This window comes from Streptomyces sp. GQ60 (assembly GCF_059758875.1).
This window is the reverse complement of sequence record NZ_JCAXEG010000005.1, coordinates 457464-479296: the sequence shown is the minus strand read 5'-3', so window position 1 is coordinate 479296 and position 21833 is coordinate 457464. Positions and strand designations below refer to the sequence as shown.

General features: G+C 72.9%; 18 protein-coding genes. 14 read left to right on the top strand and 4 right to left on the bottom strand.

The annotated features are described in order from the left end of the window. Window positions 1-1483: 1483 nt before the first annotated feature. On the bottom strand, window positions 1484-5287 hold the full coding sequence (locus AC6CKD_RS16200; protein ID WP_498328022.1) for a S8 family peptidase: 3804 nt from the start codon (window positions 5285-5287) through the stop codon (window positions 1484-1486). Window positions 5288-5488: 201 nt separating this feature from the next. Between AC6CKD_RS16200 and AC6CKD_RS16195 the strand changes: the two genes are divergently transcribed. Both AC6CKD_RS16195 and AC6CKD_RS16190 read left to right on the top strand, forming a co-directional pair. Beyond that, window positions 5489-6466, top strand: coding sequence for a helix-turn-helix domain-containing protein (locus tag AC6CKD_RS16195; protein WP_498328140.1), 978 nt, complete (start codon window positions 5489-5491; stop codon window positions 6464-6466). A 24-nt stretch (window positions 6467-6490) separates the two neighbouring features. Further along, window positions 6491-6982, top strand: a complete 492-nt coding sequence (locus AC6CKD_RS16190; RefSeq protein ID WP_498328021.1) for a DUF456 domain-containing protein — start codon at window positions 6491-6493, stop codon at window positions 6980-6982. Window positions 6983-7220: 238 nt separating this feature from the next. Here the strand turns inward: AC6CKD_RS16190 and rsgA are convergent, their stop codons facing one another. Beyond that, window positions 7221-8312, bottom strand: a complete 1092-nt coding sequence (gene rsgA / locus AC6CKD_RS16185) for a ribosome small subunit-dependent GTPase A (RefSeq protein ID WP_498328020.1) — start codon at window positions 8310-8312, stop codon at window positions 7221-7223. A gap of 390 nt (window positions 8313-8702) precedes the next feature. Between rsgA and AC6CKD_RS16180 the strand changes: the two genes are divergently transcribed. Further along, entirely contained in the window at window positions 8703-9506 is an 804-nt protein-coding gene (locus AC6CKD_RS16180; RefSeq protein ID WP_498328018.1) for a TetR family transcriptional regulator, read from the top strand. A gap of 79 nt (window positions 9507-9585) precedes the next feature. Next, window positions 9586-10014 carry a VOC family protein gene (locus AC6CKD_RS16175; RefSeq protein WP_498328017.1) on the top strand — a complete coding sequence of 143 codons (429 nt, stop codon included), beginning with the start codon at window positions 9586-9588 and terminating at the stop codon, window positions 10012-10014. Here AC6CKD_RS16175 and AC6CKD_RS16170 read toward each other — a convergent pair. Both AC6CKD_RS16170 and AC6CKD_RS16165 read right to left on the bottom strand, forming a co-directional pair. Then, window positions 9918-10739, bottom strand: coding sequence for a helix-turn-helix domain-containing protein (locus tag AC6CKD_RS16170; protein WP_498328015.1), 822 nt, complete (start codon window positions 10737-10739; stop codon window positions 9918-9920). The two genes, AC6CKD_RS16175 and AC6CKD_RS16170, sit on opposite strands and share 97 nt — an antisense overlap. Before the next feature lie 22 nt (window positions 10740-10761). Next, window positions 10762-11886 (bottom strand): YihY/virulence factor BrkB family protein, encoded by a 1125-nt coding sequence (locus tag AC6CKD_RS16165; protein WP_498328014.1) that lies wholly within the window; start codon window positions 11884-11886, stop codon window positions 10762-10764. A 17-nt stretch (window positions 11887-11903) separates the two neighbouring features. Between AC6CKD_RS16165 and AC6CKD_RS16160 the strand changes: the two genes are divergently transcribed. From AC6CKD_RS16160 to AC6CKD_RS16115, 10 genes are all read left to right on the top strand, one after another. After that, window positions 11904-13559: an acyl-CoA dehydrogenase family protein gene (locus AC6CKD_RS16160; protein ID WP_498328012.1), complete on the top strand. Its 1656-nt coding sequence runs from the start codon at window positions 11904-11906 to the stop codon at window positions 13557-13559. Window positions 13560-13953: 394 nt separating this feature from the next. Next, the gene (locus AC6CKD_RS16155; RefSeq protein WP_498328138.1) at window positions 13954-15219 is read left to right on the top strand and encodes a GAF domain-containing protein; all 1266 of its coding nucleotides are present in this window, start codon (window positions 13954-13956) and stop codon (window positions 15217-15219) included. Between the two features lie 5 nt (window positions 15220-15224). Then, a complete protein-coding gene (locus AC6CKD_RS16150; RefSeq protein ID WP_498328010.1) occupies window positions 15225-15788 on the top strand; it encodes a GNAT family N-acetyltransferase in 564 nt (187 codons plus the stop codon). A 246-nt stretch (window positions 15789-16034) separates the two neighbouring features. Continuing rightward, window positions 16035-16118, top strand: coding sequence for a putative leader peptide (locus AC6CKD_RS16145; protein WP_312847410.1), 84 nt, complete (start codon window positions 16035-16037; stop codon window positions 16116-16118). A 208-nt stretch (window positions 16119-16326) separates the two neighbouring features. Beyond that, window positions 16327-18036: a nitrite/sulfite reductase gene (locus tag AC6CKD_RS16140; RefSeq protein ID WP_498328009.1), complete on the top strand. Its 1710-nt coding sequence runs from the start codon at window positions 16327-16329 to the stop codon at window positions 18034-18036. Then, window positions 18033-18212 carry a DpnI domain-containing protein gene (locus tag AC6CKD_RS16135; protein WP_214956597.1) on the top strand — a complete coding sequence of 60 codons (180 nt, stop codon included), beginning with the start codon at window positions 18033-18035 and terminating at the stop codon, window positions 18210-18212. The genes AC6CKD_RS16140 and AC6CKD_RS16135 overlap by 4 nt, the downstream gene beginning before the upstream one ends. Beyond that, window positions 18209-18907, top strand: a complete 699-nt coding sequence (locus tag AC6CKD_RS16130) for a phosphoadenylyl-sulfate reductase (protein WP_498328008.1) — start codon at window positions 18209-18211, stop codon at window positions 18905-18907. Before AC6CKD_RS16135 ends, AC6CKD_RS16130 begins: the two co-directional genes overlap by 4 nt. A 65-nt stretch (window positions 18908-18972) precedes the next feature. After that, the gene (gene cysC / locus AC6CKD_RS16125; protein WP_498328007.1) at window positions 18973-19518 is read left to right on the top strand and encodes an adenylyl-sulfate kinase; all 546 of its coding nucleotides are present in this window, start codon (window positions 18973-18975) and stop codon (window positions 19516-19518) included. Further along, window positions 19515-20453 carry a sulfate adenylyltransferase subunit CysD gene (cysD, locus tag AC6CKD_RS16120; RefSeq protein WP_243338715.1) on the top strand — a complete coding sequence of 313 codons (939 nt, stop codon included), beginning with the start codon at window positions 19515-19517 and terminating at the stop codon, window positions 20451-20453. The genes cysC and cysD overlap by 4 nt, the downstream gene beginning before the upstream one ends. A gap of 2 nt (window positions 20454-20455) precedes the next feature. Continuing rightward, window positions 20456-21796: a sulfate adenylyltransferase subunit 1 gene (locus AC6CKD_RS16115; RefSeq protein WP_498328006.1), complete on the top strand. Its 1341-nt coding sequence runs from the start codon at window positions 20456-20458 to the stop codon at window positions 21794-21796. Window positions 21797-21833: the final 37 nt, after the last annotated feature.

Here is a 21833-nt window from a genome sequence, read left to right as displayed (position 1 = left end):
AGGCCGGAGCCGGAGCCAGAGCCGAGGCCTTGGCCAGAGCCGGGGCCGGAGCCGGGGCCGGAGCCGGGGCCGGAGCCGGGAGCGGAGGCAGGGCCGGAGCCGGGACCCACAACGGAGTCGGACCCAAACCCGAAACCGGACTCGGAGCCGGGACCAAGACCAGGGCCGGCACCGGCACCGGCACCGGGAGCAGACCCGGGAGCGGGAGCAGGGCGGAGACCTGAGCCGGCCGCTGGGTCCGGGGGCGAGCCGGTGCCCGGGCCCGTCCACGGGCCGCCATCGGCACCCGCACCCGCACCCGGTGCCTGGCCGGACACGGCCGGGGCGGACGGGCCCGGGTGCCCGGATCCGGTGTACGTGCCGCCATCGGGACCGAACCCGGCCCCTTCCGGGTCCGGGTCCAGGGGCGCAGTCGCTGCGGGGCCCTCGTCCCGTGGGCCCCAGCTCCAGTCGGACGATTCCCCCGACTCGTCGGGGGGCAGCGCGGGCGGGACGGCGACGCTCCCGAGCGCGTACCAGGTCTGGCCGCCCTCGCGCGGATCCCGTGGCGGCGGCAGCACCGAGCCGCCGTACGCGTCCTCCGCCCAGCCCTCCGCCCCCGGCGGGCGTGCCTCCGGCGCGGGCACCCGCCCGTGAGCCGGGACGGGGGCCTGCCCGGGAGCCGGGAAGGGAGGCTGCCCAGGAGCCGGGCCTGCCTCCGGCCCGGAAGCCTGCCCAGGAGCCTGCCCAGGAGCCGGGGCGGGAGCCCGCCCAGGAGCCGGGGCGGGAGCCCGCCCAGGAGCCGGGGCGGGAGCCCGCCCAGGAACCGGGCCTGCCTCCGCCCCGAGCACCGCCCCGAGCACCGGCCCGGAAGCCTGCCCAGGAGCCGGGGCGGGAGCCGGGAAGGGAGCCCGCCCAGGAGCCGGTCCTGCCTCCGCCCCGGGCACCGGCCCGGAAGCCTGCTCAGGAGCCTGCCCGGAAGCCGGAGCAGCAGCCGGGACGAAAGCCCGCCCAGGAGCCGGTGCGGCAGCCAGGACCGCCGGCCCGATGTCCGCCGCTGGCCCGGGAGCAACCGCGGGCGGCCCCGCCACCGGCCCCGGGGCCGGCGCCGCCGGCCCCGACTCCGTGTCGGCGGCCACCGCGGGAGCCGGTCCAGGTGTCCCCGGCGGGACCGGCGGCCCCGGATCCGGGTCGTGTTCCGTCAGCGGGACCGGATCCCTCCGGGGACGGGGTACCGGGGCCGGGGTCGGGACCGGGCCCGGCGTCGGGGCCACCAGTACCGCCGCCGAGCGGAAGCGGTGTTCCAGGGTGTCCCGGGGGTCGGGTTCCGGTCCCGCGTCGGGGTCTTCGTAGAGCTTCTGCCACCAGTCATCCGCGCCCGCGTCCCGCTGACTCATGGCCCTCATTGTCGGGCTCCGGCGCAGTCGAAATCCGGCGAACGCAGGAAAAAGGGGGGCCCATCGGACCGCCGTCCGATGGACCCCCCTGCTCTATGTCGTACGACTTACCGAATGTCGTACGCCCGCGCGACCATCTGGGTGACGGTGGCGCCCTTCGCGTCGGTCAGCTCGACCTTGAGCGTGACCTGCTTGCCCGCCGCCCCGGCGTGGTCCACGGTCGCGGTCCACTGCCCGCCGCGCTCGCTCACCTTCGCCTCGGTCCAGGTGCCGCCCTCGTCGTACGAGTACGACAGCTTGGCCGACGTGAGGGCCCCCGGCGCGTAGCCCGCGTGCCCGCTGACTCCGAGGCCGATCTGCCGGCCGCCGGCCGCCGCCAGCGTCTTCATGCCGTCCAGCGGCGCGGAGATCCGCGGGAAGAGGATCGGCAGCGCCTGCGAGTACTGCGCCGCGTCCAGCTTCGAGCGGAAGGTCCACGTGGTCCGGATCCCGGAGGAGCGCTGCCAGGTGCGGGCCGGCTGGCCGAACTTCTCCAGCTGCTGGGTCATTTCGTACGTGGCCTCGCCGGCCGGGACCTCGAAGACCCCGAACGGGTAGCCGGTGTCGCCCAGCGATTCGCCGTCGCGCTTGAGCGAGACGTTGCCGAGGTCTCCGAAGGAGCCCTGCTGCGCGTAGTGCCCGCTGTCGCCCCACAGGGCCGAGGCGAAGCCGATGAGGTTGCCCTGCCGCTCGGCCGCCAGCTGCTCCTTGCCCGCGGTGTCGCGCGGCGCCACCGGGCCGATGACCCCGTCGTACCAGCTCTCGGCGCGCTTCGAGCCCGCCTCGTACGTGCGCTGCTGGTCGGTCATGAACTCGCCCCACGGGAAGCTGCTGGAGACCATGTGGTCCCAGGCGGTGTCCCCGGCGGAGTAGTACTCGGTGCGCTTGCCCGGTACCGCGACGGTGTCGATGGAGCCGAAGTACACGGCGTTGCCGAGCGGGCGGTAGGCCCCGGTCAGGTCGATGAAGTCGGAGGCGACGCCCATCGACTCGTAGGCCGATTCGACGGTGCCCAGGTCACGGTCGCGCACCCGGTAGGTGCGGTCGCCGTGGATCTGGCCCTTCTCGATCTGGGCCAGGTTGTAGACGTACGGGCTCTTCGCGCTGCCCTTCCAGCTCAGCGTGACCGGACCCTTGCCCAGCTTGGCCAGCAGGGCCTGGCCCTCGGCCGATTCGACGGTCAGCATCGGGAGGGAGCCGCCCGCGTAGCCGGTGAAGGCCTGCCAGCGGCCGGGGGCATCGCGGTAGACGAGGACGGCCTTGGCGCCGGCCTCCTTCGCGTTGCCCGCGATCTCGTACGCCGAGCCCTCGTCCGCCGTCTTGACCAGGACGACGGCGCCCTTGGCGGCGACGGCGGCGAGTTCCCCGGGGGTGCCCGAGCCGGCGCCGACGAGCGGGGCGCTGCCGGTGCCGTCGAGGTTGTCACTGCCGGTGGAGGCGGTGATCGGGTGCAGTACCGGGCCGCCCTCGGCCTTCAGCTCGGAGAGCAGCGGCGCGGCCGCCCGCCAGTAGCTGCCGAACTCGAAGTCGCCTTCCTTGGCGGCGCCGTCGACCGAGGCGTAGTAGCCGCGGATGGTTCGGGCGCCCATGGCGGTGCCGGCGTGCAGCCACCCGTCCTCGCCCCAGGAGCGGGAGAAGGCGAGGGTGGTGGCGCGGGCCTCGGTGGGCTTGTCGGTGGCGATGTTCAGCTTGGCCGCCTTGCGGGCGTCCAGCACGATCACCGTGTCCTTCTTGATCTCGGTCTGCGGCCGGCCGAGGTAGGTGAGCGAGTCGTACATCCCCGGGTCCGCGCCGGCGTCGGGGGTGCCGACGAAGGCGGAGAGGAAGTACGAGCCCGGGCGGACCCGGTAGACCTGGTCGGCGGCGCCCTCGTTGAAGCGGCGCTCACCGGTGGCGTCGTCGGTGCCGATCACGTCCACGGAGGACGGGCCGGCGGCCGGCTTGCCCGCGCGGTCGAGGAGCTTGACGCGCAGGGTGACCGTCTCCGGCTCCACGTAGAGGGAGAAGGGGGTGGAGACGTGCACTCCCCCGGCCGTGGCGACGACGCGGCCGGTGACGTCCCCGTACTGGGATCGCTCCAGCTTCGCGGCGGGGTCCAGGGCGAGCGGCACCGTGACGGTGGCGCCGGCCGGGACGGTCACGGTGCGCTTCTCCAGGCGGGCGACCTGGCCGCGGACGGCGGAGCCGTCGTTGCCGGTGACCTTCTCGACGGAGAGGTCCAGCGTGACGGGCTCGGTCCCCGTGTTGGTGTACGGGACCTCGACGGCGGTGCGGTCGCTGCGGTCCTGCGGCCAGTTGAAGGTACCGCCCTGGAGCGCGGGGGCTCCGGTGACGGTGGTCTCGATGGCGGCCTTGACGTCGAGCCGCCCGCCGCCGGTCTCCCGTACGTCGCCCGGGACCGCGGTGTCGGCGGAGCCGACCAGCGCGGCCTTGATCTGCTGCGGGGTCCAGTCGGGGTGGCGCTGCTTGACGATGGCGGCGGCGCCCGCGACGTGCGGGGTGGCCATCGAGGTGCCGGACATGGCCGTGTACGCGTACACCCCGCGGCCGCCCGCGGCGGCGGCGGAGATCTGGACGCCGGGGGCGGCGATCTCGGGCTTGAGGGTGTGGTTCAGGCCCGCCGGGCCGCGGCTGGAGAACGAGGCCGTCGTGTCGTCGCGGTCCACGGCGCCGACGGTCAGCACGCTGGGCGCGCAACCGGGCGAGGAGACCGTGTTGTTGCCGGGGCCGGAGTTGCCGGCGGCGATGACGAACAGGGCGTTGCTGCTCTGGGCCAGCGCCTCGGTGGCCGCGGCCAACGGATCGTCGCAGGAGAGCTGGGAGGGGTCTCCCAGGCTCATGGAGATCACGTCGGCCTTGCTGTCCACGGCCCACTGCATGCCCGCGATGATCCACGAGTCCAGGCCGTAGCCGTAGTCGTTGAGGACCTTGCCGCTGAGCAGTTGCGCGCCGGGGGCGACGCCCTTCTTCGCCCCGCCGCTCTCGGTGCCGGAGCCGCCGACGGTGGAGATGGTGTGGGTGCCGTGGCCCTGGCGGTCCTCGGCGGTGTCCGAGTCGGTGAAGTTCTCCGCCTCGGCCACCCGGCCCTTGAGGTCGGGGTGTTCCAGGTCGGTGCCGGTGTCCAGGACGGCGACCTTGGTGCCCGTGCCGTCGAATCCGGCGGCCCAGGCGGCGGTGGCGCCGACCTGCTGGGTGGAACGCTCCAGGTTCGCCTGGACCTTGCCGTCCAGCCACAGCTTCTTCAGCGGGGCGGAGGCGGTCGACCGTGCACGCGGATCGACGTGCGCGCCGGTGACGTCGGCCCAGAAGTCGGCGGCCTTCTCCTTGTCGGCGGTGAGCGCGACGCCGCCGATGGAGCCGAGGACCAGCGACCGCTCGGCGCCGCGCGGCACCGGCGGGGCGCTGCGCGCGAGTCCCGCGGAGCCCGCGTACACGGCGATCAGCGGGAGCTTCTTGGCGTGCGCGTCGTCGTAGCCCTGCCGGATCAGGCCGGTGACGTTGAAGAGTTCCTCGTCCGCCTTGCCCGCGGCGAGCGCCTTGATCGCGCTCTCGGGGTACACGTAGAGGTCCTTGCCCGCCTGGCGGGTCTGCACGAGCGGCTGCGAGCCGTCCTCGCGGGGCATCGCGGTGGCGGCGGTGCGGCCCGCCGCGTCGGTGGACACCAGGATCCGGTCACCGGTGACCAGGGTCACCGTGACGGGCCCGGTGGGCTGCCGCGCGGCCGCCTCGCTCCCGGTGAGGGGCCTGTTCGCCGTGCCGGACCCTGCTCCGGACCCTCCGTCGCTCTGCTGTGCCGTGGACGGGCCCACGGCTGTGACGGCCAGGACGGCGGCGATGGCCGCTCCCAGTGCCGTACGCGATATCGGGCGCATCGCTCTCCCCAGGTGAATTCCGGCCAACTACTGCATTGCACGGCGAAACTGCCGCGTAAATGGCTTCTGGCCAGCGGATGTTGGTGCTGCGGTGGCGCCACCTTGGCAGAGGGGCGGGGGGTGCGGCGATGATGTCGGCGGCGGGTTTGCGCCGTGGCCGCTTCCCGCCAGGAACGGCACTGAGAGGGTTGGGTGGACGGGTTGCTGGGTGCGATAGGTCTTGACGAAGGACAGGAGTCCGCTTACCGCGCGCTGGTCGCGCTGGGAGCGGCGGAGATACCGGACCTCGCGCACCGGCTGACGCTGCCGGTGCAGCAGACCGAACGGACCCTGCGCCATCTGGAGCGCCACGGGCTCGCCGCCCAGTCCTCCGCCCGGCCCGGCCGGTGGGTGGCGGCCCCGCCCGGGGTGGCCCTGGGGGCCCTGCTCACCCAGCAGCGGCACGAACTGGAGCAGGCGGAACTGGCGGCGGCGCTGCTGGCGGAGGAGTACCGGGCGGAGGCCGCCGAGCCGGCCGTGTACGACCTGGTGGAGGTGGTGACGGGCGCGAGCGCGGTGGCCCACCGCTTCCACCAGCTCCAGCTCGGCGCCGTGGAGGAGGTGTGCGCGCTGGTCAGCGGCCGGCCGCAGGTGGTGACCGGGACGGACAACGAGGCCGAGGAGCGGGCGGCCGTACGGGGCGTCGCGTACCGGGTGGTCATCGAACGGGAGGTGCTCACCCTGCCGAGCGGCATCCGCGAGGCGTCCACGGCGCTGGCGCGCGGCGAGCACATCCGGGTGACGGCCGAGGTCCCGACCAAACTCGTCATCGCGGACCGGACGCTCGCGATGGTCCCGCTGACGGCGCGCGGCGCGGAGCCGGCGGCGCTGGTCGTGCACGCGTCGGGACTGCTGGAGTCCCTGATGGGCCTCTTCGAGGCGGTCTGGCGGGAGTCGCTCCCCTTGCGGCTGGGCTCCACGGGGGCGCCGGAGGAATCCGATGGCGGACCCGACGCCACGGACCTGGAGATCCTCACCCTCCTCCTGGCCGGGATGACGGACGCGAGCGTCGCGAAGCACCTGGAGCTGGGCCTGCGGACGGTGCAGCGGCGGGTCAAGGGCCTGATGGAGCTGGCGGCGGTCACGACCCGGCTCCAGCTCGGCTGGCACGCGTACGAACGGGGCTGGGTGGCCCGATAGCCCCAGGTCAGGCAGGCTGAGCAGATGGATCTGCCTCAGCTGCCCCAGTTGCTGCTGGTGGGGCTGGTGCTGGTGCTCGGATTGCTCGGTGTACTGGTCCCCGGCGCCCCCGGCACCCTCCTGGTCTGGGCCGGACTCCTGTGGTGGGCGCTGCACGAACGCTCGTCGGAGGCCTGGGGCCTGCTGGCGGGCGCGACGGCGCTGCTGCTGGTGGTGCAGGTGGTGAAGTGGCAGCTGCCCCCGCGACGGCTCCGGGGGGTCGGCGTCACCCACCGGATGGTGGTGTACGCGGGCGCCGGGGCGGTACTGGGCTTCGTGCTGCTCCCGGTGGTGGGCGCGGTCCCCGGCTTCGTCGGCGGCATCTACCTCTGCGAGCGACGCCGCCTGGGCACCCACGGCGAGGCGTGGGCGTCGGTACGGGTGGTGATGCGGGCGGTGGGGACGAGCGTGCTGGTGGAGCTGTTCGCGGGCCTGTTGGTGGTGGGGGCGTGGGTGGGGACGGTGCTGTGGTCCTGACCGAACGGTGAAGCCTGCCCTGCCCCCGGCCCCGCCCCCGGCCCTGCCCCCGATCCCGCGCGCGGCACCGCTGCCGGGGACCAGCCCCCGGACCCCCGCGCCTCAAACGCCGGCGGGGCTGAGATTGCCCGCCGGGCACCCTCGGCCCGTCCGGCGTTTGAGGACCGGGGTCCGGGGCGGAGCCCCGGGGCGGGTCCGGGCAGAGCCCGGGGAGGCCCCGCCCCGGGGCCGGGTGCCCTCAGGCTCGGCCGGTTCGCTTCGCGGAATAGTTCGCGCGGCCCTCCGCCGAGCGGAGCCTCCAGTCGCGCTTGATCTCCTGGCGGAGTCGCGCGTCGGTCTTCGCGACGATCCGCTGGTTCTCGCGCAGCAGCTTGCGGTAGCTGTCCAGCCGCCGCTCCGCCAGCTCCCCGGAGGCCACCGCGGCCCGCACCGCGCACCCCGGCTCCGCCTCGTGCGCGCAGTCGTGGAAGCGGCACCGCTCCGCGTACTCCTCGATCTCCGAGAAGACCTGCCCGACGCCCGCCGCGGCGTCGAAGAGCCCGACGCCCCGCAGCCCGGGGGTGTCGATCAGCACGCCGCCGTCCGGCAGCGCGAGCAGGTTGCGCGTCGTGGTGGTGTGGCGGCCCTTGCCGTCGACGTCGCGCGCCGCCTGGACCTCCATCACGTCCTCCCCCAACAGCGCGTTGGCCAGCGTGGACTTGCCCGCGCCGGAGATCCCGAGGAGCACGCTCGTACCGCTCCCGACCACCGCGGCGAGCACGTCCGTGCCCTCCCCGGTCCTCGAGGACACCGTGAGGACCGGGACTCCGGGGGCCGTCGCCTCCACGTCCTCGACGAGGTGTCCGAGGGTGACCGGGTCCGGGACCAGGTCCGCCTTGGTCAGGACCACGAGCGGCTGCGCCCCCGATTCCCAGGCGAGCGCGAGGAACCGCTCGATGCGGCCGAGGTCCAGTTCGACGGCCAGGGACACCGCGATGATCGCGTGGTCGACGTTCGCGGCGAGGATCTGACCCTCGGACCGCTCGGAGGAGGTGGACCGTACGAAGGCGGTCCGGCGCGGCAGGTACGTCTTCACGTAGCGCGGGTTGCCGTGCGCCTCCAACACCGCCCAGTCGCCGGTGCAGATGACCCGGAGCGGGTCGTGCGGGGTGACGAAGGCGGTGTCGGCGCGGACGATGCCGTCCGCCGTCATGACATCGCACTGGCCGCGGTCGACCCGTACGACCCGGCCGGGCAGGAGGCCCTGATCCGTGTGCGGGGCGAACTCGGCCGCCCACGCCTCGTCCCAGCCGTAGGGGGCCAGGGGGTGCGGAAGCCCGGAGGGGGGCATGGAGGAAGGAGAAGCGGAGAAAGCGGGGAGAGACAAGGGAAACCCTTCACAGGGTGGCCCCGGCGGTGCGCGCCGCTACCGGGCGCGAGAAAAGGTGAGAGGTCAGCCGGAGACCACAGAAGTGACATTGATGGTCTTCTGAGTGCGGGCAACGCCCTGCGCCATGACAGTCATCAATGAACTCACCTCCGGGTCTGCGTACGTACTGACGTACTGACGAGCGGTCCCGCACCGGTCTCGGCGGGAACGTCCCCACCGTAACAAGCACCCTCAGGCCCGCGCCACTTCTTTTACGGACGGCCGCAAGCCGGACCTCGAACTTACCGCCGGTCAGGACGGATCGAAGAAAAATCCCGGTCAAGTCGGCTACGGAGACTAAGCTGTTCCCTCATGGAGACCAGCGGAACCGCAGATTCTGAGACGATTTACGAGACGGCTCCCGATACCCGGCGGCGGATCCTGCGGGTCTCCACGGAGCTGTTCGGCGTCCACGGGTTCCACGAGACCTCGCTGCGGGAGATCGCCGAACGGGTGGGCGTCTCGAAGCCCGCGGTGCTCTACCACTTCCCCGGCAAGGCCGACATCCTCGGCGCCCTCGTGGAGCCGATGCTCCGCGATCTGGGGGCCGCGCTGGCCCGCGCGTCGGCATCCGGCGCGGACCGGGCCCGGTGGGCCGCCATCGAGGGGGTGCTCGACGTCTGGCTGGAACACCGCCACCTGCTGCGCCTGAACCTCCCGGACATGGCCCTGGCCACCCCCGTCCCGGCCCTCTCCCGCCTGCGCGACGCCGTGCTCCGGGCCAATTTCCTGGTCGCGGGGCCGAATCCCGGATTCGCGGAGCGGGTGCGGGCCGCCCAGGCCGTCGCGATGCTCGGCGACCCGGTGGTGCTCTTCGCCGACGCCCCCGTCCCGGCCCTGCGCGAGGCGGTCCTGGACGGCGTACGGCGCCTGCTCGACGGCCCGCACGGACCACAGGGGCCGAACGGACCGAACGGACCGAACGGCCCCGGCGGGCCGGGCCGGCCGGTGCCGGGGGGACGGCGCGGGCGGCCCGCCGCCATGAGCCCGGCCATGATCGAGGCCGCCCGCCGCATGCACGCGGCGGGCAGCGGGGCCACCGCGATCGCCGCCGCCCTCGGCGTCTCCCGGGCCACGGTCTACCGGCACCTGCCCCAGGAGGAGGACTCCGACTGAGCCGGGTGACCGGAAGACCGGCCCGCCGGTGTCCGATTCGTTCAAGACCGGCCGGGCCGGGCCTGCCTACGGTGAGTACATGACTCCCCGACTCGACATGATCGGCATCATCGTCTCCGACATGGCCGCATCGCTCGCCTTCTACCGCCGCCTCGGCATCGACGTGCCCGCCGAGGCCGACTCCCAGCCGCACGTCGAAGCCGTCCTGCCGGGCGGGCAGCGGATCGGCTGGGACACGGAGGAGGTCATCCGCTCCTTCGACCCGTCCTGGACCCGCCCCACGAGCGACGGCCGGGTGGGGCTCGCCTTCCTGTGCGACTCCCCCGCCGAGGTGGACTCGCTGTACGCGGAGCTGACGGAGGCCGGGAACACGGGCCACCTGAAGCCCTGGGACGCCTTCTGGGGACAGCGCTACGCCGTCGTCCTCGACCCGGACGGGTCCGGGATCTCCCTGTTCGCACCAGCAGAACCAGCGGACCCGGCAGCAGCCCCCGGCCCCGCCGCGTAGGCACCCGGCGTGGTCCCCGCCAGGGCGCGCGCCTCGCGGGTGTAGTGCGCCTGGTCGGCGTACCCGGCTGCCGCCGCCACCGCCGCCTGCGGCAGCCCGCGCCGGGTCAGCGCGAGCGCCCGCTGGAGGCGCAGGATCCGCCCCAGGGTCCGGGGCCCGTAGCCGAAGGCGTCGAGGGAGCGCCGGTGCAGCTGCCGCTCCCCCAGGCCCACCGCCCCCGCCACGGCGGCCACGCCCTGCCCGGCCCGCAGCCGGGCCGCCACCTCCTCGACGAGGGGGTCCGGGGTGCCGCCGTCGGCCGAGCGGAGCCGGGCCAGCTCCTCCAGTCCCGCGCGGGGATCCCCGTACGCGGCCACGCGCGCTGTGAGGCGCCGCACCTCGGCGGGGGGCCACAGGTCCGCCAGCTCGACCCGCCGGTCGCGCAGCTCGCGGGCCGGTACGCCGAGCAGCGCGGGCGCCGTGCCGGGGGCCAGCCGGATCCCGGCGAAGCCGGAGCCCGGAACCTCTCCGGCGGGGTGCGCGACGGTGTCGGGTCCGGCGACCAGGAGCCGCCCGTCCACCCACAGCAGGTCCATGCACCCGTCGGGCAGCACCATGCCCGCGCCGGCCCCGCCGGCCCGCCAGAGCACCGCTCCGGCGACCGTCCGGGACGGCCGCTCCTCGTACCGTGCCTCGTGCCGCTCCTCGTTCCCCGGGCCGGGCACGGCGTCCGCGCGATCCGCCACGGACACCACGCTACGGCGGCGGTCAGTGCTTGCGCAGGCGGGAGTGGTAGTCCTCCGGAGGGAGGAACTTCGACCAGCGCTCCGGGAACTCCGAGGGCATGCCGCTGTCCTCGTCGCCCTCGTCGTCCTCCGACTCCCCCTCGGCCAGGGCCCGCCAGGCCGCGGCGCGGGCGACGAGCTGCGCGGCCTCCGCCTCGCGGACCCGTTCGTTCGCCTCGCGCGCCGCCGCGGTGGCCACCGAGGGCCAGACCCGGTCGATCGCGGCGTTGACGGCGGCCCCGACGAGGACCGCGAAGGCCGAGATGCCGATCCACAGCAGGATCGCCACGGGGGCGGCCAGCGATCCGTAGATGGTCGGGCCCTCCACCGTGTTGGTGAGGTAGATCCGCAGCAGGAACGAGCCGAGCACCCACATGGCGAGGGCGACCAGCGCGCCGGGCACGTCCTCGATCCAGGGCGAGCGGACCGGGACGGAGACGTGGTAGAGCGTGGTCAGGAAGGCGATGGAAAGCAGCGTGACGACGGGCCAGTACAGGACCGCGATCACCTCGGTGCTCCAGGGCAGCAGCCGCACCACCGCGTCCGGGCCGACCACCATCAGCGGCAGCACGATGGCGCCGATCAGCAGGGCGGCGATGTAGAGGACGAAGGCGAGCAGCCGGGTCTTGACGATGCCGCGGTGTCCGTCGAGCCCGTACATGACGGTGATGGTGTCGATGAAGACGTTGACGGCGCGCGAGCCCGACCAGAGGGCGAAGGCGAACCCGAGGGAGATGAGGTCGGGCCGGCCGCGGCCGGTGACGTCGTCGAGCATCGGTTTCGCGATGTCGTTGACGCCCCGGTCGGAGAGCACGGTGCCCACCGCCCGCAGGATGTTCTCCTCGATGCTGGCGACGGTCGTACCGCCCGACCAGCCGTCCACGTAGCCGAGGAGGCCCAGCAGACCCAGGAAGAGCGGGGGCAGCGAGAGCAGGGTGAAGAAGGCCGCCTCCGCGGCGAGTCCGAGGATCCGGTACTCGATGCACGAGTTCACGGTGTCTTTGAGCAGCAGCCACGCCATCTTGCGCTTGGAGACGTTGCGGTAGAGGGCGCGGGCCCGGTGGAGGCGTCCCGGAATCCGCTCAGGTGTTTCTTTCGCGTGCTGCACGTCCTTACGGTATCGGCATGGCAGCCACCACCCACACAGTCAGCAATCAGGCCCCGCCCCTCGTGGGCCACGACGTCTACGGCAGCGACCAGGTCCTGAGCGAGGGGGTGGAGCGCCACCTCGCGGGCGCCGCGCCCGAACTCGCCGCGGAGGTAAGGGAAGAGCTCACGGACCTCGGGCGCGCGGCCGGGTCCCGGCAGGCCCAGGACTGGGGGTCGCAGGCGAACGAGAACCCGCCGAAGCTGCGGACGCACGACCGGTACGGCAACCGGATCGACGAGGTGGAGTTCCATCCCTCGTGGCACCGGCTGCTCGGGCAGGCGGTGGGGGCCGGGCTCACCGATGCGTGGGGGCGGCCGGCGGGGCATCTGCGGCGGGCGGCCGGTTTCTTCGTGTGGTCGCAGGCGGAGGCGGGGCACGGGTGCCCGGTCTCGATGACGCACGCGGCGGTACCGGCGCTGCGGACCGATCCGGCGCTGGCCGCCGAATGGGAACCGCGGCTGACCTCGCACGTGTACGAGGAGGGCCTGCGGCCGGCCGGGCAGAAGGCCGGGGTGCTCTTCGGGATGGGCATGACGGAGAAGCAGGGGGGCAGCGACGTCCGGGCGAACACGACGGCGGCGGTGCCGCTGGACGCCTCGGGCGAGTACCTGCTGACGGGGCACAAGTGGTTCTGTTCGGCGCCGATGTGCGACGGGTTCCTCGTACTGGCGCAAGCGCCGGGCGGGCTGACCTGCTTCCTGGTGCCGCGGGTCCTGCCGGACGGGACGCGGAACGTCTTCGCGATCCAGCGGCTGAAGGACAAGCTGGGCAACCGGTCGAACGCGTCGAGCGAGGTGGAGTTCGACGGGACGTGGGCGCGGCGGGTGGGCGAGGAGGGCCGGGGGGTGCGGACCATCATCGAGATGGTCGCGGCGACCCGGCTGGACTGTGTGATCGGTTCGGCCTCGCTGATGCGGCAGGCGCTGACGCAGGCCGCTCACCATGCGGAGCACCGCTCTGCTTTCGGAGCACCGCTCATCGACCAGCCGCTGATGCGCAACGTGCTCGCCGACCTCGCCCTGGAGTCGGAGGCGGCCACCACCCTCACGCTCCGCCTCGCGGCCGCGTACGACGCCGTCCAGAGCACGGGCGACGAGCAGGAGCGGGCCTTCCTGCGCATCGCGGTGCCCGCCGCGAAGTACTGGGTGACCAAGCGCTGTACGCCGATGGTGGCGGAGGCGCTGGAGTGTCTGGGCGGAAACGGCTACGTCGAGGAGTCCGGGATGCCCCGGCTGCTGCGCGAGTCCCCGCTGAACTCCATCTGGGAGGGGTCGGGCAACGTCCAGGCCCTCGACGTGCTGCGCGCCCTGCAGCGCGAGCCGCAGGCGCTGAACGCCTTCCTCCAGGAGGTCGGCCTGGCGCGCGGCGCCGACCACCGGCTGGATTCGGCCATCAAGAACCTGCTGACCGAGCTCGCGGACCTGGAGGGCATCGAGGCGCGCGCCCGGCGGGTCGTGGAGCGCATGGCCTTGGTGCTGCAGGGATCCCTGCTGGTGCGATGGGCTCCGCCGGAGGTGGCCGACGCCTTCTGCGCCTCGCGCCTGGGCGGCGACTGGGGCGCGGCCTTCGGCACGCTGCCGCACACGCTGGATCTGGGATCAGTGGTGGAACGGGCCCGGATCGCGGGCTGACGGAGGGCCCCAACCCTCCGGAAGCCGGGCTGATGCGGAGGGCCCCAACCCTCCGAAAAGCACTGTGGGCGGCATCCGGGCCCGTTGACCTGGATCAGGGATGGCGCCGCGCCGACTCGGCACCACCCCTGATCCGATAAGCCCCGAGGAAGGAGCTGTCACGTCGCTCTGCGACGTCCGTACAGTTTCGATCGGCCGACCGGGACTTGGCGAGAGTTGCAAGACGTTGCAACCTTTGACTCGGAACCGCCCTTCGGGCGTACCGGCCCGCCCCCGCACGGGTGCGCGCACCGGACGGCCGACCGGGCGGGTGCCGTCGTACGTACGTTCCGCACGGGAGGTTCCGGTGGCCCACACCACAGGCAGCGCGGTCGATGCGGCACGCATCTCGGCCATGGACGCGCGGCAGGCCGCGCGTCTGCTCAAAGGGGTACGGGCGGCCGCGCTCGCCGGGGACCGGCCGCCGGCCGCGCCGCGCCCGGAGATCGCCGAGTCCTGGCGCCGGATGATGGCGGGCGGGGTCCACCCGGACCGCGACAGCCGTTCGCGGATGCTGTCGGCCGCCGAAACCGAGGAGCGGCGCCAGACCTCTCCGCTACGTGAGCTGCTGCCCGTCCTGCGCGAGGGGCTGCTGCCGTCGCTGGACGAGGCCCTGCACATCATGGTCGTCGCCGACGCCGACGGGCGGCTGCTGTGGCGGGAGGGCCACTCCTCGATCCTGCGCAACGCGGACCGGCTCGGCTTCGGGGTGGGCGCCCACTGGGACGAGTCGGTGGTCGGCACCAACGGGGTCGGCACCGCCCTGGTGGCCCGCAGACCGGTCCAGGTGTTCTCCGCGGAGCACTTCGTCTCCAGCCACCACGACTGGACCTGCGCCGGAGCCCCCGTACGGGACCCGCGCGACGGGTCGCTGCTCGGGGTCCTCGACGTCAGCGGGCCGCTGGCCACCATGCACCCGGCGACCCTGGCGTGGGTGAGCTCGGTGGCCCGGCTCGCGGAGCGGGAGCTGCGGGTGCGGCACCTGGAGTCGCTGGAACGGCTGCGGTCGGTGGCGGCCCCGCTGCTGGCCCGGATGCCGGGGCGGGCGCTGGCCGTGGACGGCAACGGGTGGACGGCTGCCGTCACGGGACTCGCGCCGACGGAGCGGATCCCGCTGCCGAAGTCCTTCGGGCCCGGCCGGGTGTGGGTGCCGCAGCTCGGCGACTGCACGGTGGAGCCGCTGCCGGGCGGCTGGCTGGTGAACGTCACGGAGGCCCGTACCGGCGCCGGGGCGGCCGCCCGCGTCGTCCTCGACCTCAGCCGGCCGGGGGCGTGGCGGGCCACCGTCTACGGAGCCGCCGGGAGCTGGTCGCAGGAGCTGAGCCCGCGCCACGCGGAGCTGCTGTTCCTGCTGGCGGAGTCCCCCCGCGGGCGCTCGGCGGCGGAGCTCGCGCAGGAGCTGTTCGGGGACCCGACCCGCACGGTGACGGTCCGCGCGGAGATCTCCCGGGTGCGCCGCAACCTCGGCGGCGTGCTGGCCCACCGCCCGTACCGCTTCGCGCACGACGTGGAGGTGGAGCTGATCCGCCCCGCGAACCCGGCCGCGCTGCTGCCGCACTCCACGGCGCCGGCGGTGATCAGCGCCCGGCTGGGCCTGACGGAGACCGGCATGATTCCCTGACGTGCATGAGCACCAGCACACTGACCACCTGGTCCCTGGAAATGACCTCACCGTCCGACCTGGTCGCGGCGGCCGTGCCGGGCCCGGAGATCCGGATCGTCCGCTCGGAGGTCCCGTCCCCCGAGTTCAGCCGGTTCCTCTACGCCTCGGTGGGCGGTGACATCCACTGGACGGACCGGCTGTCGCTGACCCGCGCGCAGTGGATGGAGCAGCTGGGGCGTCCCGGCGTGGAGACGTGGGTGGCCTACGACCGGGGGACCCCTGCGGGGTACGTGGAACTCGACCCGCAGCCCGACGGTGTGGTGGAGATCATGTACTTCGGCCTGATCCCCGACTTCCGGGGGCGGCGCATCGGCGGCCATCTGCTGACCGTGGGCATCGAGCGGGCCTGGTCCCTGGCCGAGCGCTGGCCGGAGCTGGCTCCGACGCGGCGCGTCTGGCTGCACACGTGCAGCGACGACGGCCCGACCGCCATGGCGAACTACCTCCGGCGCGGCTTCAAGGTCTTCAAGGAGGAGACGGAGGAGAAGGTGCCGGCCCCGACCCCCGGCCCCTGGCCCGGCGCGTAACCGCTCCGCAGTGGTGGGGGCGGGCCCTGCGGGGCTGCCCCCTGCCCGCCCTTCCGCCGTTCCCCGGGGCTCCGCCCCGGACCCCGCGCCTCAAACGCCGGCGGGGCTGGATATTGCATGGGGCCACTGCGCTCCACGGGGCTCCTGAGGTGACCCCCATCACGGGGATCTTGCGATGCGAGACGAGTTCGTCCGGATTGTGGACAGTAGTGGACTCCTCCAATCGCCCCATGCCACGCTTCCGCCATGAACGGAGCTGGAATTGCCTTGGTGAGTCGGCGGCACGTCGACCTCGGCCGCATGTCCAGCGCCATCTGTCCGGCGCGCTGACGCACAGCACCGCCGCGACAGCGCCCCGCACCGACGTCGCCGCGGACGCGAACACGCCGCCCGCCGTCAGCCACCACCGCAGTCCCCTGTAGGCCGGTCGTCGCCCCAAAAGGGCGGCCGATCAGCCACATCCGCTCCACGCGCGCCAGGGGTCACGCCGCCGCTCCCCCTGCCCCTGCCTCGAGCCGCCGAAGAAGGACGTACCGCCATGGCCGCCACCCCCGATACGACCGCAGCCGCCGCACCCGCCGCCGCCGCGCGCCGCAAGACCGGCCGTCACCGCGGTGAGGGCCAGTGGGCCGTCGGACACCACACGCCCCTCAACGGCAACGAGCAGTTCAAGAAGGACGACGACGGTCTCAATGTGCGGGCGCGCATCGAGAACATCTACTCCAAGGCGGGCTTCGACTCGATCGACCCCAACGACCTGCGCGGCCGCATGCGCTGGTGGGGCCTCTACACCCAGCGCAAGCCCGGGATCGACGGCGGCAAGACCGCGATCCTGGAGCCGGAGGAGCTGGACGACAAGTACTTCATGCTGCGCGTCCGCATCGACGGCGGCCGGCTGACCACCGACCAGCTGCGCGTCATCGGCGAGATCTCCGAGGAGTTCGCCCGCGGCACCGCCGACCTCACGGACCGGCAGAACGTGCAGTACCACTGGATCCGCATCGAGGACGTCCCGGAGATCTGGCGCCGTCTGGAGGCCGTCGGCCTCTCGACCACCGAGGCCTGCGGTGACACCCCCCGCGTGATCCTGGGCTCGCCCGTCGCCGGCATCGCGCTGGACGAGATCATCGACGGCACCCCCGCCATCGATGAGATCTACGCCCGCATCGTGGGCAACCCCGCCTTCTCGAACCTGCCCCGCAAGTTCAAGTCCGCGATCTCCGGCTCGCCGCTGCTCGACGTGGCGCACGAGATCAACGACATCGCCTTCGTGGGCGTGAACCACCCCGAGCACGGCCCCGGCTTCGACGTCTGGGTCGGCGGCGGCCTCTCCACCAACCCGAAGCTGGGTGTGCGCCTGGGCACCTGGGTCTCGCTCGACGAGGTCCCGGACATCTACGAGGGCGTCATCTCGATCTTCCGCGACTACGGCTACCGCCGGCTGCGCACCCGCGCCCGCCTGAAGTTCCTCGTCGCCGACTGGGGCCCGGCCAAGTTCCGCCAGGTCCTCGAGGACGAGTACCTGAAGCGCAAGCTCACCGACGGTCCCGCGCCCGAGCAGCCCAGCGGCCAGTGGCGCGACCACGTCGGCGTGCACCAGCAGCAGGACGGCAAGTTCTACGTCGGCTTCGCGCCCCGCGTGGGCCGCGTCGACGGCGCCACCCTGACGAAGATCGCCGCCGTCGCCGAGCAGCACGGTTCCGGCCGGCTGCGCACCACCGCCGAGCAGAAGATGATCGTGCTCGACATCGAGGCGGGCCAGGTCGACTCGGTCGTCGCGGCCCTGGAGGCGCTCGACCTGCGGGTCAACCCGTCCCCGTTCCGCCGCGGCACGATGGCCTGCACCGGCATCGAGTTCTGCAAGCTGGCCATCGTCGAGACGAAGGCGCGCGGCGCCTCGCTGATCGACGAACTGGAGCGCCGCCTGCCGGAGTTCGCCGAGCCGCTCACCATCAACATCAACGGCTGCCCGAACGCCTGCGCCCGTATCCAGGTGGCGGACATCGGTCTCAAGGGCCAGCTGGTCCTGGACGACGAGGGCAACCAGGTCGAGGGCTACCAGGTCCACCTGGGCGGCGCACTCGGACTGGAGGCCGGATTCGGCCGCAAGGTCCGCGGCCTCAAGGTCACCTCGGCCGGTCTGCCGGACTACGTCGAGCGGGTCGTCTCGCGCTTCGAGGACCAGCGCGAGGACGGCGAGCGCTTCGCCGCCTGGGTCACCCGTGCGAAGGACGAGGACCTCTCGTGAGCGAGCGCGCCGCACCGTTCTACTGCCCGTACTGCGGCGACGAGGACCTGTTCCCGAACGAAACGGGTCACGGCGCCTGGGAATGCAGGGCCTGCAATCGAGCCTTCCAGCTGAAGTACCTCGGGCTGCTGGCCCGGGGCGTTCAGTCCAATGACGCTGGAGGGGACGAGATATGACCACGATTCAGGACGCCGGTCTCAAAGCTCTGGCCGAGCAGGCGGGACGGGACCTCGAGGACGCCTCCCCGCTGGAGATCCTCACCTGGGCGGCCGAGACCTTCGGCAAGAAGTTCGCCGTGACCTCCTCCATGGAGGACGCGGTCGTCGCCCACCTCGCCGCCCGTGCCTTTTCCGGCGTGGACGTGGTCTTCCTCGACACGGGCTACCACTTCGAGGAGACCATCGGCACCCGTGACGCGGTCGAGGCCGTGATGGACGTCAACGTCATCACGCTCACCCCGCGCCAGAGCGTCGCCGAGCAGGACGCCGAGTACGGCCCGAAGCTGCACGACCGCGACCCCGACCTGTGCTGCGCACTGCGCAAGGTCAAGCCGCTCGAAGAGGGCCTGACCGCGTACGACGCCTGGGCGACGGGCCTGCGCCGCGACGAGTCCCCGACCCGGGCGAACACCCCGGTCGTCGGCTGGGACGAGAAGCGGCAGAAGGTCAAGGTCTCGCCGATCGCCCGCTGGACCCAGGACGACGTGGACGCGTACGTCCTGGAGCACGGGGTGCTCACCAACCCGCTGCTGATGGACGGTTACGCCTCCGTCGGCTGCGCCCCCTGCACCCGCCGGGTGGCGGAGGGCGAGGACGCCCGTGCCGGCCGCTGGGCCGGGCGCGGCAAGACCGAGTGCGGACTGCACGGCTGATGGCGGCCACCGGCACGGCCACCAGCGCGACCGACGAACGTACAGAACCGACGGAGACGAACCAGATGAGCGTGAGCGACCAGGGCGCCACCGTGTGGCTGACCGGGCTGCCGAGCGCGGGCAAGACCACCATCGCCTACGCGCTGGCCGACCGGCTGCGCACCGAGGGCCACCGCGTGGAGGTCCTCGACGGCGACGAGATCCGCGAGTTCCTCTCCGCCGGTCTCGGCTTCAGCCGCGAGGACCGCCACACCAACGTGCAGCGGATCGGCTTCGTCGCCGAACTCCTCGCGTCCAACGGCGTCAAGGCGCTCGTCCCGGTGATCGCGCCGTTCGCGGACAGCCGTGAGGCCGTCCGCAAGCGGCACGCCGCCGAGGGCACCGCGTACCTGGAGGTCCACGTGGCCACCCCGGTCGAGGTCTGCTCCGAGCGTGACGTGAAGGGCCTGTACGCCAAGCAGGCGGCGGGCGAGATCTCCGGTCTGACCGGGGTCGACGACCCGTACGAGGCCCCGGAGTCCCCGGACCTCCGTATCGAGTCGCACACGCAGTCCGTACAGGAGTCGGCTTCGGCCCTGCACGCACTGCTCACCGAGAGGGGTCTGGCATGACCGCCACCGTCGCACACGTCCACGAAGGGACGGACGCGCCCTACGCGCTGTCGCACCTCGACGCCCTCGAATCGGAGGCCGTGCACATCTTCCGCGAGGTGGCGGGCGAGTTCGAGAAGCCGGTGATCCTCTTCTCCGGCGGCAAGGACTCCATCGTCATGCTGCACCTGGCGCTGAAGGCGTTCGCGCCCGCGCCGGTGCCGTTCACCCTGCTCCACGTGGACACCGGCCACAACTTCCCCGAGGTCCTGGACTACCGCGACCGCGCGGTCGCCAAGCACGGCCTGCGCCTGCACGTGGCCTCCGTCCAGGAGTACATCGACGCCGGCAAGCTCCGCGAGCGCCCCGACGGCGTCCGCAACCCGCTGCAGACCGTCCCCCTCACGGAGGCGATCCAGCAGCTGAAGTTCGACGCCGTCTTCGGCGGCGGCCGCCGCGACGAGGAGAAGGCCCGCGCCAAGGAGCGCGTCTTCTCCCTGCGCGACGAGTTCTCCCAGTGGGACCCGCGCCGCCAGCGCCCCGAGCTGTGGCAGCTCTACAACGGCCGGCACGCGCCGGGCGAGCACGTGCGCGTCTTCCCGCTGTCCAACTGGACCGAGCTGGACGTGTGGCAGTACATCGCCCGCGAGAAGATCGAACTGCCGGAGATCTACTTCGCCCACGAGCGCGAGGTCTTCAAGCGCAACGGCATGTGGCTGACGGCCGGCGAGTGGGGCGGCGCGAAGGGCGACGAGACCACCGAGACCCGCCTGATCCGCTACCGCACCGTCGGTGACATGTCCTGCACCGGCGCCGTCGACTCCGACGCCACCACGCTGGACGCCGTGATCACCGAAATCGCCGCCTCCCGGCTCACCGAGCGGGGCGCGACCCGCGCCGACGACAAGATGTCCGAGGCCGCGATGGAAGACCGCAAGCGCGAAGGGTACTTCTAACCATGACCTCCACCACCGAGCAGTTCGCCGATCTGTCGGCGACCACGCTGCTGCGCTTCGCGACCGCCGGTTCCGTCGACGACGGCAAGTCCACGCTCGTGGGGCGCCTCCTGCACGACTCCAAGTCGATCCTCACCGACCAGCTGGAGGCCGTCGAGGCGGTGTCCGCCCAGCGCGGTCAGGACACCCCCGACCTGGCGCTGCTCACCGACGGCCTGCGGGCCGAGCGGGAGCAGGGCATCACCATCGACGTGGCCTACCGCTACTTCGCGACCGCCCGGCGCCGGTTCATCCTGGCCGACACTCCCGGGCACGTGCAGTACACCCGCAACATGGTGACCGGCGCCTCCACCGCCGACCTCGCCGTGGTCCTGGTCGACGCCCGCAACGGCGTCATCGAGCAGACCCGCCGGCACGCCGCCGTGGCGGCACTCCTGCGGGTCCCGCACGTGGTCCTCGCCGTCAACAAGATGGACCTGGTGGGCTACGAGGAGGCCGTCTTCGCGAAGATCGCCGAGGAGTTCACCGCGTACGCCTCCGACCTGGGCGTCCCGGAGATCACCGCGATCCCGATCTCGGCCCTGGCCGGCGACAACGTGGTGGAGCCCTCCGCGCACATGGACTGGTACGGCGGCCCCACGGTGCTGGAGCACCTGGAGACCGTCCCGGTCAGCCACGACCTCACCGCCTGCCCGGCGCGGTTCCCGGTGCAGTACGTGATCCGCCCGCAGACCGCCGAGCACCCGGACTACCGGGGCTACGCGGGCCAGATCGCCTCCGGCGTGCTGCGCGTCGGCGAGGCCGTCACCGTCCTGCCGTCGGGCCGCACCTCGGTCATCGAGGGCATCGACGCGCTCGGCGAGAGCGTCGACATCGCGTGGGCCCCGCAGTCGGTGACCCTGCGCCTCAAGGACGACATCGACATCTCGCGCGGCGACCTGATCGCGCCGTCGTCGAGCTCCCCCGCCACCACGCAGGACGTCGTGGCGACGGTCTGCCACGTGGCGGACCAGCCCCTCGCCGTGGGCGCCCGGGTGCTGATCAAGCACACCACGCGCACGGTGAAGGCGATCGTCAAGGAGATCCCCTCGCGGCTGACCCTGGACGACCTGTCCCAGCACCCGAACCCCGGGCAGCTGGTGGCCAACGACATCGGCCGAGTCGTCGTCCGCAGCGCGGAGCCGCTCGCGCTCGACTCGTACGCCGACTCGCGCCGCACCGGGTCCTTCCTGCTGATCGACCCGGCGGACGGCACGACCCTGGCGGCCGGCATGGTCGGCGAATCGTTCGCCTCGACCGCCGAGACGACCGTTCAGGCTGATGAAGAAGGATGGGACTTCTGATCATGCCTGCCGATATCTACTCCTCCTTCGCGAAGGA

Excerpts from the sequence above, each read along its gene's own strand:
- cysC (WP_498328007.1), top strand. The coding sequence starts at position 18,973 with ATGAGCGTGAGCGACCAGGGCGCCACCGTGTGGCTGACCGGGCTGCCG.
- AC6CKD_RS16155 (WP_498328138.1), top strand. The coding sequence starts at position 13,954 with ATGGACGCGCGGCAGGCCGCGCGTCTGCTCAAAGGGGTACGGGCGGCC.
- AC6CKD_RS16190 (WP_498328021.1), top strand. The coding sequence starts at position 6,491 with ATGGATCTGCCTCAGCTGCCCCAGTTGCTGCTGGTGGGGCTGGTGCTG.
- rsgA (WP_498328020.1), bottom strand. The coding sequence starts at position 8,312 with ATGCCCCCCTCCGGGCTTCCGCACCCCCTGGCCCCCTACGGCTGGGAC.
- AC6CKD_RS16130 (WP_498328008.1), top strand. The coding sequence starts at position 18,209 with ATGACCACGATTCAGGACGCCGGTCTCAAAGCTCTGGCCGAGCAGGCG.
- AC6CKD_RS16175 (WP_498328017.1), top strand. The coding sequence starts at position 9,586 with ATGACTCCCCGACTCGACATGATCGGCATCATCGTCTCCGACATGGCC.
- AC6CKD_RS16150 (WP_498328010.1), top strand. The coding sequence starts at position 15,225 with ATGAGCACCAGCACACTGACCACCTGGTCCCTGGAAATGACCTCACCG.
- AC6CKD_RS16180 (WP_498328018.1), top strand. The coding sequence starts at position 8,703 with ATGGAGACCAGCGGAACCGCAGATTCTGAGACGATTTACGAGACGGCT.
- AC6CKD_RS16160 (WP_498328012.1), top strand. The coding sequence starts at position 11,904 with ATGGCAGCCACCACCCACACAGTCAGCAATCAGGCCCCGCCCCTCGTG.
- AC6CKD_RS16140 (WP_498328009.1), top strand. The coding sequence starts at position 16,327 with ATGGCCGCCACCCCCGATACGACCGCAGCCGCCGCACCCGCCGCCGCC.
- cysD (WP_243338715.1), top strand. The coding sequence starts at position 19,515 with ATGACCGCCACCGTCGCACACGTCCACGAAGGGACGGACGCGCCCTAC.
- AC6CKD_RS16115 (WP_498328006.1), top strand. The coding sequence starts at position 20,456 with ATGACCTCCACCACCGAGCAGTTCGCCGATCTGTCGGCGACCACGCTG.
- AC6CKD_RS16145 (WP_312847410.1), top strand. The coding sequence starts at position 16,035 with ATGAACGGAGCTGGAATTGCCTTGGTGAGTCGGCGGCACGTCGACCTC.
- AC6CKD_RS16200 (WP_498328022.1), bottom strand. The coding sequence starts at position 5,287 with ATGCGCCCGATATCGCGTACGGCACTGGGAGCGGCCATCGCCGCCGTC.